This is a genomic window from Indibacter alkaliphilus LW1 (genome assembly GCF_000295935.2).
GTDB lineage: Bacteria > Bacteroidota > Bacteroidia > Cytophagales > Cyclobacteriaceae > Indibacter > Indibacter alkaliphilus.
In genome coordinates, this window is record NZ_ALWO02000011.1 from 60310 (window position 1) to 73737 (window position 13428).

General features: G+C 40.7%; 16 protein-coding genes. 10 read left to right on the forward strand and 6 right to left on the reverse strand.

From position 1 onward, the window contains the following. Window positions 1–12 precede the first annotated feature (12 nt). From A33Q_RS01580 to A33Q_RS01605, 6 genes are all read left to right on the forward strand, one after another. Window positions 13–1461: a trypsin-like peptidase domain-containing protein gene (locus A33Q_RS01580; protein ID WP_009034090.1), complete on the forward strand. Its 1449-nt coding sequence runs from the start codon at window positions 13–15 to the stop codon at window positions 1459–1461. 191 nt (window positions 1462–1652) lie between these two features. Further along, a complete protein-coding gene (locus A33Q_RS01585) occupies window positions 1653–2066 on the forward strand; it encodes a nucleotidyltransferase substrate binding protein (protein WP_009034091.1) in 414 nt (137 codons plus the stop codon). A 168-nt stretch (window positions 2067–2234) separates the two neighbouring features. Further along, window positions 2235–3515, forward strand: coding sequence for an LVIVD repeat-containing protein (locus tag A33Q_RS01590; RefSeq protein WP_009034092.1), 1281 nt, complete (start codon window positions 2235–2237; stop codon window positions 3513–3515). A gap of 3 nt (window positions 3516–3518) precedes the next feature. Further along, a complete protein-coding gene (locus tag A33Q_RS01595; RefSeq protein ID WP_009034093.1) occupies window positions 3519–4133 on the forward strand; it encodes a hypothetical protein in 615 nt (204 codons plus the stop codon). Between the two features lie 165 nt (window positions 4134–4298). Then, complete coding sequence (locus tag A33Q_RS01600; RefSeq protein WP_009034094.1) at window positions 4299–4499, forward strand: hypothetical protein; 201 nt, start codon at window positions 4299–4301, stop codon at window positions 4497–4499. Window positions 4500–4565: 66 nt separating this feature from the next. Then, complete coding sequence (locus tag A33Q_RS01605) at window positions 4566–5642, forward strand: BF3164 family lipoprotein (protein ID WP_152527368.1); 1077 nt, start codon at window positions 4566–4568, stop codon at window positions 5640–5642. Here the strand turns inward: A33Q_RS01605 and A33Q_RS01610 are convergent. Then, on the reverse strand, window positions 5639–5824 hold the full coding sequence (locus tag A33Q_RS01610; protein WP_009034096.1) for a hypothetical protein: 186 nt from the start codon (window positions 5822–5824) through the stop codon (window positions 5639–5641). The two genes, A33Q_RS01605 and A33Q_RS01610, sit on opposite strands and share 4 nt — an antisense overlap. A 122-nt stretch (window positions 5825–5946) precedes the next feature. On the opposite strand from A33Q_RS01610, the gene A33Q_RS01615 reads away from it, so the two are divergent. Beyond that, window positions 5947–6663, forward strand: a complete 717-nt coding sequence (locus A33Q_RS01615) for an ABC transporter ATP-binding protein (RefSeq protein ID WP_009034097.1) — start codon at window positions 5947–5949, stop codon at window positions 6661–6663. After that, window positions 6656–8296: a putative ABC exporter domain-containing protein gene (locus tag A33Q_RS01620; protein ID WP_009034098.1), complete on the forward strand. Its 1641-nt coding sequence runs from the start codon at window positions 6656–6658 to the stop codon at window positions 8294–8296. The genes A33Q_RS01615 and A33Q_RS01620 overlap by 8 nt, the downstream gene beginning before the upstream one ends. On the opposite strand, the gene A33Q_RS01625 is transcribed toward A33Q_RS01620, so the two are convergent. From A33Q_RS01625 to A33Q_RS01640, 4 genes are all read right to left on the reverse strand, one after another. Further along, window positions 8297–8743 (reverse strand): GNAT family N-acetyltransferase, encoded by a 447-nt coding sequence (locus tag A33Q_RS01625; protein ID WP_009034099.1) that lies wholly within the window; start codon window positions 8741–8743, stop codon window positions 8297–8299. Beyond that, a complete protein-coding gene (locus A33Q_RS01630; protein ID WP_009034100.1) occupies window positions 8740–9201 on the reverse strand; it encodes a GNAT family N-acetyltransferase in 462 nt (153 codons plus the stop codon). The genes A33Q_RS01625 and A33Q_RS01630 overlap by 4 nt, the downstream gene beginning before the upstream one ends. Window positions 9202–9293: 92 nt before the next feature. After that, entirely contained in the window at window positions 9294–9788 is a 495-nt protein-coding gene (locus A33Q_RS01635; protein WP_009034101.1) for a methylated-DNA--[protein]-cysteine S-methyltransferase, read from the reverse strand. Between the two features lie 246 nt (window positions 9789–10034). Further along, window positions 10035–10730 carry an XRE family transcriptional regulator gene (locus tag A33Q_RS01640; protein ID WP_009034102.1) on the reverse strand — a complete coding sequence of 232 codons (696 nt, stop codon included), beginning with the start codon at window positions 10728–10730 and terminating at the stop codon, window positions 10035–10037. A gap of 176 nt (window positions 10731–10906) precedes the next feature. Here A33Q_RS01640 and dinB point away from each other — a divergent pair, with 176 nt between their 5' ends. Both dinB and trxA read left to right on the forward strand, forming a co-directional pair. Next, the gene (gene dinB, locus A33Q_RS01645; RefSeq protein ID WP_009034103.1) at window positions 10907–12091 is read left to right on the forward strand and encodes a DNA polymerase IV; all 1185 of its coding nucleotides are present in this window, start codon (window positions 10907–10909) and stop codon (window positions 12089–12091) included. A 191-nt stretch (window positions 12092–12282) separates the two neighbouring features. After that, window positions 12283–12603 carry a thioredoxin gene (trxA, locus tag A33Q_RS01650; protein WP_009034104.1) on the forward strand — a complete coding sequence of 107 codons (321 nt, stop codon included), beginning with the start codon at window positions 12283–12285 and terminating at the stop codon, window positions 12601–12603. Window positions 12604–12728: 125 nt separating this feature from the next. Here the strand turns inward: trxA and A33Q_RS01655 are convergent, their stop codons facing one another. Continuing rightward, window positions 12729–13355, reverse strand: a complete 627-nt coding sequence (locus tag A33Q_RS01655) for a 3-keto-disaccharide hydrolase (protein ID WP_009034105.1) — start codon at window positions 13353–13355, stop codon at window positions 12729–12731. Window positions 13356–13428: the final 73 nt, after the last annotated feature.

Sequence of the window (13428 nt, forward strand, 5' to 3'; positions counted from 1 at the left end):
GAACAAATCGTTATGAATGACATGTTGAAAAACCTAAAATTTATATTGATTGCATTTTGTGCAGGCCTAGCGGGAGCATGGTCGTACCAGCAGTTTGGCACGCAGGAACAAAAACCTGTACAAGTCTGGCAAGAAGAGGCTGAAGAAAAACCAAGGTATCAGGTAAGCTATGAATCAAGTAGTCCAGCTGTGGTTAACAATCCGGTTTCCTTCGTTGACGCATCAGAAAAAAGCACTCCATCAGTAGTTTTTATCAAGAATTTTTCAGGGTCTGATCAAAGAAGATATAGCATTTTTGATTATTTCTTCGGTACGGGCCCTACCCAAAGAGTCAGTACAGGATCCGGAGTGATTATCAGCAGGGACGGTTATATTATTACAAACAACCATGTAATTGATCGGGCTGAAACCATAGAAGTGGTTCACCAAAAGAGAACTTACCCGGCAAAACTGATCGGGACTGATAAAAATACGGATATCGCTGTCTTAAAAATAGAGGCTGAAAATATGCCCGCTATCAAACAAGGCAGTAGCAGGGAATTAAAAATCGGCGAATGGGTGCTTGCAGTAGGTAATCCGTTCAACCTTACCTCTACCGTGACTGCGGGAATCGTATCTGCAAAGGAAAGACAGATCAACATTCTTGGAGGTGAATTCCCTTTGGAATCCTTTATTCAAACTGACGCCCCGATTAATCCCGGTAATTCCGGTGGAGCCCTGGTCAATATGAAAGGGGAATTGGTTGGCATAAATACAGCTATCTTATCAAGAACAGGCTCCTACACAGGATATGGATTTGCTGTACCTGTAGACATCGCCATCAAAATTGCCAACGACCTGATCGAATATGGTGAGGTTCAAAAAGCTATCCCTGGACTGGATATAGTAGAAGTTACCCCAGAACTTGCAGAGGAAATGAGATTGACAGATCTTGATGGGGTGATCGTTACACACGTGATCCGAAATGGAGCTGCCGATAGAGCTGGTTTCCAAAGAAATGATGTAATTACCAGAATAGAAGGCAGTGCTATTACAGGAAAGGGCAGCTTTGAAGAAGCATTGTCTTACCACTATCCAGGAGATAGAATAAAAGTGGATTTTGTACGGAACGGAGAAAGAAAGTCGGTCAACCTCACACTTCAAAACCTTGAAGGAGGTACCGGCATTCTAAAAAGAGAATTCTATTCATCCAATCTTCTCGGTGCAAGACTGGAAGCTGTCAATGCTATCGAAAGAGATAGGTTGGGGATCAATCATGGAATAAAAATCACCGGAATGACCAGAGGCTATTTAAGAGACCTTGGCTTGAATAATGGGTTTGTCATTACACAAATCAATGGTGATCCTGCTACAAACCCGGAAAGAGCCGGAAAATTCCTGGAAGAATTTAGTGGAAGACTGAGATTAGAAGGAGTTACTCCAAATGGACAGGCATTTATGCAGTCATATAATATCCGCTAAGAAAGGAAGGATGATTGCCTAAGCAATCAAAAAATGTTAACTTCAAGAAAAGCAAAGCGCATCAAGCTTGTTCAAAGTTCGGCCTATTCAAATACTTTAAAAAAATTTGGAGCTGTAAACCCCGCATGCTTTTGCTGAAAACCGAGTTTGTGAAAAGGAGATTGTAGCTATAGGAAGAAAATTGCAAAAAGATGAAAGCACCAGAATTAAGCTGTGAAAAGTGTTTTGAAGATTTCAGGGAATCACTGGAAGAACTGGGACAGCTTGTAAGAGAAAGTGAAAAGCATTCCCTGACTGATTCTCATGAAAAAAGACTTATTCGCTCCTTTGAGGTGACGCACGAACTCGCTCTCAACACGATAGGAGAATTCTTCAGAAAACAAAGCAGACCTCCATTCACAGGGTCAAGAGATGCAACAGTAGAAGCCTTCAATGAAGATTTGATAGATGATGGCAAAGGGTGGATGGACATGATTATAGACAGAATCAAATACAACCCCCTTTATCCTGAAGAGTTTGACCACATTTTTCTTTCCAACATCAAAAAGATCTATTACCGTTTACTTCTCAATTTTGAGAGGAAAATGAAAGAAAAACTGGAATGAATCAAATTTAAAAAAATTAGAGCCTTCAGTTTCAAGAAACTGAAGGCTTTTAATTTACCGGGATAAAAGTAAAAATTTAAAATTATCCCAGGCCGTTGTAGCAAATGATTAAAAGTTAACGTCAAGGGAATTGTTCAACAGTTTCTTTTCTCCAAAAATCATTTCGCTATGAAAACAGCCCAAATTCACTCCGTCAATTGGCCCTTGTTCTATTCTCTGGCAATGATATTTTTCCTCACACTACCTTCATGCCATGATGAAGTCAAGAGCACATACACTTTCAGAACCATGGTGCCGGTATTCTTAGACATGAACATGGTAAGGGAAGCTGATATCATCATAGAACCTGCCAAACCTCTGGATAATCCAGGTAAAATCTATATTTATGAGGATTATCTTTTTATCAATGAGCCACAGAAAGGAATACACATTTTAGACAATTCGAACCCATCTTCTCCCAGTAATGTCAATTTTATCAATGTACCCGGAAATGTAGATCTGGCGATCAATTCGAATTTCCTTTATGCAGACAGTTATGTAGATTTATTAGTTTTTGATATCAGTGATGTGCGGAATATCAACCTGACAGAAAGAGTTGAGGATGTTTTTGAGCACATGTACTCAGATATGAGCAGGTCAACCATCCTGACTTTTAAAGATACCGTAATGACTTCAGATTCTGAAATGATGTGGGGATGGCAAGGAAGGCCTGGAACCTGGATGACTATGGACAGGGCCATGACCGCTTCAGCCAACTCCTCGGCATCCCAAAGCTATGGACAAGGCGGATCCATGGCGAGGTTTACCCTGCAAAGCGGACACCTCTATGCCGTCGATGATTACAGCTTGAGGGTTTTTGACGTCATACAGGCCCAAGAGCCAAAACACCTTAAAAACATCAATCTAGGTTGGGGAATAGAAACCATCTTCCCATTTCAGGAAAAGCTGTTTATAGGCTCGCAGACAGGGATGCACATTTATGACGCTAGCGACCCTTCCACCCCCCAGAAAATGTCAGTGTACGAACACATCACTGCCTGCGACCCAGTAGTGGTCAATGAGCAGCATGCATTTGTTACACTCAGAACAGGTCCAATGTGCAGATTTGGAATGGACGAACTCCATGTCCTAGACATTCAAAACCTTTATGCGCCAAAACTGGTCAAGGCCTATCCTATGCTCAACCCACATGGCCTTTCGCTTTTTGAAAATTACCTGTACCTGGCTGAAGGAAAACACGGACTGAAAAGTTTTAATGTCTCTGACGTCAATACCATTGACACCAATCAACTGGAATTCCTAAAAAGCATGAAATCAGTAGATATCATTGCCGGACCAAAATCCCTGATCGTGATTGGGGCTGATGGCGTTTGCCAGTTTGATTACAGCAATCCAGCCCAGCTCAGAAAACTTAGCTGTATTCAGGTAAAACAACCGGCAATTGTATAACTCATGAAGACTGGCCTCCTTGTCTCTGTTCTGATTCTCTGTGCACTATTTCCTTTCATGAGCTCAGCGCAGCAGGATCGTCCATATTTCAACCTAACAGAGACCGGTCTGTCATTCGGTCATGTCAAAAACTGGAATGACCAGTCCGATACCCGAGTGAATTTTTCATTTCAGACCATCAATGGCGTACACATCAATCCAAAAAATGCAATAGGGCTTTTGCTGGGCCTCGACAGCTATCCCGGACTGATATTGGCACCTATAGGGTTTGGCTGGAGAGGCAGCTACGGCAAACCTTCCAAAAACAGACTGCTTTTGGGACTGGATATGGGTTATGGCTCCGCTTTTTTGGAAAAAAGGGTTGAGGATCAATTTTTTGAAAACTGGTATGAGGGAGGTTTTATGATAAGTCCATCAATAGGATGGAGATTCAAAGGAAAATCCGGAAAAAGAGACTATTCCCTATCTGTGGCATTTAGAAGACAACACGCATACTACTATGAAGGCGTAAAAGGAGAGGGTGGGAATCAGCCCGGACTTCCTCCGGGATTTACTTCTATCCGTGAAGAATCCTATACTTTCAACAGTCTTATAAGCAAATTTGGAATATTTTTTTAATTCTTGATTTAATTATATTAATTACAAAATCATTATGCTTTTGAACATAAATTCATTTTTTTTTGATTTTATTTGGAAATAATAATAATAATAATCTTGAAACGAAAGCTTAGTTTAGCTTTTGGTTTTGGCCAAAACCATTTATGTTATTTAAATCATTAAAAGATGAAAAATTTATGTTTTGGACTGGCCTTTATAGGCTCACTGTTTTGTTTTCAATTGGGTGCTAATGCACAGGCATCGGTAGATCCTGGAGATGGTACTAAATGGATATGCTGTCAAATCTCAAAACCAAGCATTTGTGTAGATATGTCTGGACAAGGTTGGCACGAAGATGTAAAAATATACGGTGCAGAAACTTGTTGATAATTCAAAACAAAGTCAGTGCTCTTTATAGGAGCACTGACTCATAACTCAAAATTTGATGTAAAAGTGAAAAATTTCGTAAAGATTTTTGCCATTAATCTAATTCTCCTCGGCTGCACAGAAAAAAATGGAAACCCTAATGAAAAAAGCTTCACCCTAGATTCGTTTCCTGTTCAAAAAAATCTGGAAAGCAAAAAATACAATTTTGAGGAAATCCTCACTGCAACACTGATTGCTATCAAAAATGACAAGCTGATTATCAGCGAAAATTATAGAGGAGGCAGCGGCCCTGATAGAAAACTGATCCATATTATTCAAAAAGACAGTATGAGATACCTCTATCCGAAGGGCAAACAAGGATATGGCCCGGGAGAAATCATAAGTATCAGAAGTTTTGATCAAGGCTGGAACGACTCTACCTTTTGGGCTTATGACCTTAACGAAAAGAATTTCCATGAATACAGCCTTGAAGACACGCTCACTACCTCCATTCAAACTTTTAAACAAAGTGAGCAATCTTTTTTTGCAATTTCCTGGAGTTGGTTAACACCCGATACTTTCGTGGGGAGAATGATGAATGACAGTCATGCTTTTGCAATATATGATACCGCCAATGTGCTGCAAAGAAAACTGGACCCATGGTTCGAAGATAAAGAGGTTGATGAATACCAAGGGTATATTTTAGGAGATATTAAACAAGGTCAAACAGCATACAATAAAGATAGAAAATTACTGGTACATGCGCAGATCAACAGTGATATTGTGGAAATTATCCCAGTAGATTCCCCATCAGAAAAAATCACTATAAGTGGCCCGATTTCCGAACCTTTGAAGTATGAAATCAAAGGGTCGGGAAGGAATATAGGGGCAGATATTTTCATGGAGAACACCTTGGCCTACAACAATGTATTTCTAGGAAAAGAATCCATATTCTTAGTGTATTTAGGTTACACTAGGGCCGAATCAATTAACCGTGAAAGCAAATTGTCTAATGAAATCTTCGAACTGGATTACCAAGGAAATCCAATAGCTTACTATCAGCTGGATAGGCAAATTTACAGTATTGCAGTGGATGAAGAGGAAAGAAAAATCTATGCGGTGACTTATGATGAAGATCCGGGAGTTGCGGTTTTTGAATATTAAATAACATGATTATACGCTTCTTTACCAGAAGCCTCAATTTCTGATACAAATGGGTGTTCCAAACCAATATCTATTTGGTATCTAATTTCAATAAATATCGATTTAACCTGAAAATCCAAGCTTAATTTCATTACTGGTAATGTTCCGTATATTACATATAAATAACCTTTTACTCCCATCATCAAATCGGATTATCCATCAGGAAATATTTTCTTTTACCAAGAAAAAATAATTTTTCACCTATTCCCAACTATCTTTACTTTTTATGCGTGTATCTGCGGATACAGGAAAACTCCGAATAAATATGCTTGAGGTAAACGGATTGATCAAAAAGTACGGAAAACAAAATGCTGTGAATGACATCAGCTTCCGACTTGAGGGTGGTGAAGTGGTAGGTCTTCTTGGACCAAATGGTGCAGGAAAAAGCACCACGATGAAATGTATAGTAGGGCTTTTGCGAAAAACAGCAGGAGAAATATTGATAGGAGGTCATGATCACCTCTCTGTAGCAGCCAAAAAATTATTCTCATACATCCCGGAGACTCCAAACGTATACGACCTTCTCACAGTGAAGGAACATATGCAATTTATAGCCCAAGCATACAAAGTGGACAACTGGAAAGATAAAGCCGATCAATGGATGGAACTCTATGATCTGACTGACAAAAAAGATAAACTGGGGAGGGATTTATCTAAAGGAATGCGGCAAAAAGTCTCCATTTGTTGTGCTCTACTTCCTGACCCCCAGCTCCTGTTTTTTGATGAGCCCATGATAGGTTTGGATCCTAAGGCAATCAAAAACACCAAGAAAATCTTCAAAGAGCTGAAGGAAAGAGGAAAAACAATCCTGGTCAGTACGCACTTGATTGACAGCGTGGAGACCATAGCTGACCGCATCATGATTATGAAGGACGGAAACATCATCGGCAATGATACGCTATCAAGCCTGAAGAGCCAGTTCAGCGCAACAGATGATTCAAGTTTGGAAGACTTATTTTTAGAACTGACCAAAGATGAATGAATTCCGGCTCTTGATCAGGAAAGACATTTTCATCCTGATCAATAACATCAAGCTCATCCTGAAAAACCCACTGAGGCTTCTCCCCTATATATTCGTATTGGGCTATTTTAGTTTTTTCTATTTCAGAAGAAGTACAAGAAAAGCCGAGATTGACACAGACCAACTTCAGGAGATCCAGGGAGTGGCAGAGGAACTGGCCACGCCAGACTTTGCTCTCTTAAATATCAAAGGAGGCTTGACTATGATCGCGTTGGTATTCCTGATGTTTCAGCTATATAAAGCTACCAAAAAGAATATCAGTTTTTTCAGTATGGCAGATGTCAACCTGCTTTTTACAGGGCCTGTTGCTCCACACAAAATCCTTATTTACTACATGATAAGGTCTATCTTTCCGGCCTTGGGTGGGTCTCTCCTTTTTATAATCTACAGCACTGCCCAGCTCAATGATGTATTTGACCTCAACACCGGAAATGTCCTGATCATGGCCATAGGCTTGACACTTTTCTTTTTTATACTTTCGCCCATCCGCTTTTTGGTCTACACCCTCAACACCAAATATGGTATATTGGATTACGTAAAAGGCATAGTATTCAGTCTAGGGATTTCACTCTCTTTGATGATAATCATACCAGGCTTAATGGCAGAAAAATTCTGGCAGGGAATGTTTGCATGGGTTGGGTCCACCTGGTTTGATTTTTTCCCACTGGTAGGCTGGAGTAGAGCAATACTGACATACTTGGCACATGAAAACCTTTGGATTGTAGGTGGCTTCACTACAGTTTATCTATTGACATTTTCTCTAATAGTACAACAAGTAATCATGCATGCGGGTCATTATTATGAAGATGTATTGGAATCCACTCAATCCAAAGAAGAAGTCAAAGAAAAAGCCAGAAAATCCCAGGCTTCCGAATCGGCAGGAAGCCTAAACACGAGCAAGAAATTGGACCTTCCCAATTTCGGAACCGGAGCTACAGCATTATATTGGAGAAACTATGTACATAGCAGCCGTCAGGACTTTCATCCCTTGTTTGGCCTGTATGGTTTGTTGCTAAGCGCATTGGCAATCATCTTTGCCGTCTTGTCGCACTTTGACTGGTTTTCCCATCAAGTGATTTATGGCTATTTGGGCATTTTGATATTCATTTATTTTTTTGCAGGAATGGGCCGAACCAATATAGGTGATATGAAAAAGCCATTCTTCATCCTGATACCGGATTCTTGGGCCGGTAAATTCTGGAACATGATCAAGCTGGATGTTTATCAGATCCTTATATTTTCAATGATATTAATAATCCCCACAGTTTTGATTGCCAAATTGAGTTGGGGCTTGATCATTTTATTTCCTTTGGTCATGCAGTTCTTTTACCTTACCGGATTTGGGATCACACTGGTAACGCATGTAGGTTTTGAAGAAGGTTGGGATAGAAAATTAATTCGGCCACTGATCATTGGCGGTGTGGGTTTTTTTGGAATATTGCCGGCTCTCGCTGCTGGATTATTCACCTTCATTGTATCCCAGCAAGTAGTCTATGCCTTTTTGGGGCTTGCCATAGGGATGTCTATCGTAACGGCAGTAATGCTGCACCTGACGATGGATATCATCAGTAAGGTGGAGTTTAAAGAAGCTTGATCAAAGATTTTTCTCCATGACTATTCTATGTTCCTGTACTTGATCTTTTTTGATCAGGTCCACGATCATAAAGCCTCTGTTCAGACCAAAATGAATCATCTTGCTCAGGCGGTTTCTTGTCTTGAACTGCACTTTTTGGAAGCCGTGATTCTTGGCCCAAGATTCTTGGGTATCTGCCAGCTTGGTGGCTATACCCATCCTCCTATATGAAGCCAACACCCCTCCCATCCATGAGTAAAATATACCTGAAGTAGCGGACTGATAGCCAACTTTGAATCCGGCCAATTCCCCATCTACCTCTGCAATAAGAATAAGATGTGGCCTGCATGACAATCTTTCATGATATATTTTTTCTGAATAGGGCTGAAAAAACTCAGGGACTTGCTGACTTAAAGCCACAACCTCCTCAATACTTCCGTTCCGAATCTTGATTTCTCTACTCTTCATAACTCAATTTCCATTTTGACATCACAGCGCCCATATTTCCCACATTCTTTGGTTGCTTCACGAAAACCAAGCTTTCGATAAAGCGACAATGCAGGGCCAAGTTTTGTATTGGAATACAAAATCACTTTATGAGCTCCCATGGCCTTCGCCTTTTCAAGGATTTGTTGCCCTAAAAACAGGCCGATCTTTTTCCCTCTGGCTTCTGGACTTACTCCCATTTTGATCATTTCGTACACTCCTTCTTCCACCTTGGAAAGTGCCACTGCCCCTATGATTTGGGAGTTATCCTGCGCAAAAATGATAGCTCCCCCTTTGGAAATGATATTTGCATCAGGATTTTCCAACTGTAACTTATCAAATTCTTCAAGCTCAAAGAACTCATTGATCCATTGCTTATTGATTCTTTCAAAATGATGTTGAAGGTCAGGACGGTAATCAAGGATTTGGAAGTGATTCATAAGAGAGGAGATTTACCTTCCCCAAATTACCTGAAAATGTCCAAATTCAATAGACTGACAAATAAAAAAAGCGACCCTTAAGGCCGCTATAATCAATTTTCAAATTCTAAGGTCACCTGCCTTCCGATTTTTTCTTTCTGCTCCATTTCGAGCAATTTGGATTTTCTCCACAAGCCTCCTGCATAACCTGTCAGCTGGCCATTTTTGCCCACTATCCTATGACAAGGCATCATGATCAAAATGGGATTGGCTCCAATTGCCGTTCCCACAGCTCTGACAGCATTTGGGTTACCTAGATTTTTCGCAATTTGTTCGTAAGTAGTGGTCGTTCCAAAAGGAATCTTATTGACCTCTTTCCATACTTCATGTTGAAAATCAGTCCCCCCCAGCGCCACAGGCACATCAAAGGTTTTCTGTTTTCCCTGAAAATACAGACCTAATTGAATTCTGACATCCATAAGAACATCATCCAAAAAACCGTCTGTCTCCGGCTCATCTGTAAATCTGATCTTTACAACGTAGCCATCCCAAGCCTCGACCTTAACATTGCCAAGTGGGGTTTCCATCACCGCATACTCTTTCTTCATATTTACTGACATTTTAAGGTTAACACTCATTATTTCAATAAACAATCCCACGCTACCATCACAGCGAATACTATTACAACGGACCCGAGGCTCTTTTGTCTTTCAAAATGCTAATTATTTTACTTTTTCTAAAAATCAAAAGGTGATTGAAGAGACCTATCGGAACTGCAAAGTAGCACTAATCCCCGAAATAGTTGGCATGCTTAAAAAATAAAAAATGTTAAAAAAACCTGCCCATTCCTAAGCTCAAACCATCATCAGACGAAAACGCCACACTTCCCTGACATCCCCTACTGCTACGTAAAAAGGCTTATAGATAGGGTTTCCGGAGCATAGCAATAGCCTTTCTTTTTCTTTGATCTGATTATAGGCTATCTTGAAAGCAACTCCATCCTGCTCTGTAACCACCACATATTTTTCACCGTCCTTGACCGCTGTCCAGTCATCCACATACTCGCAGACTATCCACGCTCCATCGGGAATAGGCAGCATGGAATCCCCATCCACCTGAAATACCCGGTGTTTTTTGTCAGTCGGCAAAAAGGGCAAAGAAAACCGGGGAAGCTCTTCGATAAAATCCGGGTCTGAAAAGCCTGCCAAATAGGAAGCTTTTGCACGTTGGGAAACAACCTCTATCAGCTCACGACCATCTGCATCTACTGTGGTCGTGAGGATGCGGAGATTCCTGCCATGCAGGTATTGATCCGTCTCCAATAGCTGCCTCAGTTTGTATTCAGACATATTTTCCAGATCTTTTCTTAAGAGTACATCGATAGAAACCCCAAAATAATCCGAAATGGAAAGAACTGTATCCAAAGATGGATTGATATTCAACTCATATCCCGCCAGTTTAGACCTGCTGATACCCAAAGACTGGGCTAAAGTCTCTTGGGTCAGAGACTTCTTTTTGCGCAAAAACTTGATGTTGGAATGTAGGTACATATGGATAGTCGGTTTATCTCTATTCACTTGACTACAGATTTTTTACACTAATAGCTTTTTTAGCCCATTTGATACACTATGCGACACCTATCGTCCCGGATCTGTAGTTTCCCGTATTCAAATTTAAAAAATATGTTTAAATTATAGACATTAAAATGTTAAAATAATTGACATAAATGCAAAAAAATATTGTTCATATGGATTTGGATTCCTTTTTTGTCTCGGTAGAGCGGCTCTACGACAGCAGGCTTAACGGGAAACCCATATTAATAGGAGGAAGCAGTGACAGAGGGGTAGTCGCTTCTTGTAGCTATGAAGCAAGGAGGTTTGGGATACACTCGGCTATGCCTATGCGTACAGCTAGGCAACTCTGCCCCGAAGCCATGATTATCCGGGGGGATTTTGAAAAATACAGCAAAAAGTCACACGAGGTTACTGACATCATCCGGGAAGATGTTCCCTTATTTGAAAAATCTTCTATAGACGAGTTCTACATTGATTATACAGGTATGGACCGTTTTTTTGGCTGCTTTAAAATGGCCCGTGACTTACGTGAAAAAATCCTTAAAGAAACAGGACTCCCGATTTCACTAGGCCTATCTGAAAACAAAACCGTATCCAAAGTAGCTACAGGGGAAGCCAAACCTAACAATGCCAAGGAAATCCCTCACGGCAAGGAGAAGCACTTTCTAGCACCATTGTCTGTAAGAAAGATCCCCATGATAGGGGAAAAAACTTCACATACACTGTACAATATGGGAGTGAAAAAAGTACACACTTTGCAGGTTATGCCTCCTGAACTTCTTGAGGCTGCATTTGGAAAAAACGGTCGAATGATCTGGGAAAAAGCTAATGGCATAGACCGCTCTCTTGTCACTCCTTACTCTGAAGCAAAGTCTATTTCTTCGGAAAACACCTTTGAAGAAGACACTATAGACACCAAGTTGTTGGAGTCCCACCTGATCGCCATGACAGAGCAACTGGGCACCAAGCTCCGCCAAAAGCATCAGCTCACAGCCTGCGTCAGTGTCAAGATCCGGTATTCGGATTTTGACACGCACAGTGTTCAAAAAAGAATACCCTATACCTCTGCAGATCACACCCTGATCAATGTGGTGAAGGAGCTTTTCCGTAAGCTTTACAATCGGCGGCTTCTCATCCGGTTGATAGGAGTACGCTTCAGCAGTCTTGTACATGGCAATTATCAGATCAACCTATTTGAAGATACTGAAGAACAGATCAGCTTATACCAAGCTCTGGACAGGATGAACACCAAGTATGGCGACAAAACCGTATGCCGGGCCATTGGTATGCAGGTAGGCCAAAGGAGATTCAACCCTTTCAATGGAGCCGCCTTGTAAGAGGCCCCGTGGAGCTAGAGTTGCTACATCCTAGCTCATTCCAACCAAAGAATCCACTCAAAACACCTGTCTGTGAGGAATAAAAAACATTTTTTCTCAATAAAACCGAAGCTATCAAGGAACTTATTATCCCCTATTCTACTTTAGTATTATATTTGAAAATTCAAGAGACAACAAAAATTAAACATACAATGGCAAAAGCAATAGAAATTACTGACGCAAACTTTGAAGAAATCATGAATTCAGAACAGCCTATCTTGGTTGATTTTTGGGCTGAATGGTGTGGACCTTGTAAAATGATCGGTCCAATCGTGGAAGAGCTTGCTGGAGATTATGACGGGAAAGCTATCATCGGAAAAGTAGATGTAGACTCCAATCCTACAGTGGCGTCTCAGTTTGGTATCAGAAGTATTCCTACCCTATTGTTCTTCAAAGGTGGACAAATAGTAGACAAGCAAGTAGGTGCAGTTCCCAAGGCTGTATTGGCCCAGAAGTTAGACGCACAACTTTAAAAGTCCATACTCCAATAATATTACAAAAGGCCGTGAAACTGAATTTCACGGCCTTTTTGCATATTTAAAACGGGTAGTGCATTCAAAGAACCTCCACTTTTTCAGGCTTACTGAACCGCATTTCCTCAAGGAAGCACCCGCACCATGATATTTCTATAATAGATTACACTTTCAGGGTCGTGAGCCTGCAAGGCAAATGTCCCTCTGTCAATCCTTTTATTGCCTGCATTTTCAGGCCTATTTTTATCTTCAGACTCCACATATTCCATAACAGTCTCACCGTTGACTTTGACAGTGACATGATCATCCTTGACGATAATATGCTGCGTATACCATTCTCCATCATCTACAAACACCTCCCTGACGTCATTGAAAGAATATAGACTTCCAGTCTTCCTCCAGTCACTGTGGCTTTGGTTTACCTGCACTTCATAGCCCTTATCGGGCCATCCGCTTTCCTGAAAGGCAGTATGGAAGAATATCCCGGAATTCGCCTTAGGCATGGTCTTCACATCTGCTTTGAATTCAAAATTTTTGAAATCAGCACCATTGACATCTCCTACATAAAAAGCATGCGCCCTTGGTCCGTCAATTTTTATCACACCATCTACCACCTGAAAAGATTCAGGGTTCTCTGATACTTTCCAGCCCTCTAAGTTATGGCCATTAAACAGTGGAACCCATTCCTCTTTTTGGGCAAAAGTGAGGATAGAAATAAGGAAGGTCAAAATTAGAAAACATGTCTTTTTCATAAACTCAAAATTTTATGTAAATAATCTATTTCTCCGATAGGCTAAATAAAAAAGGAATATATCTATATGTACA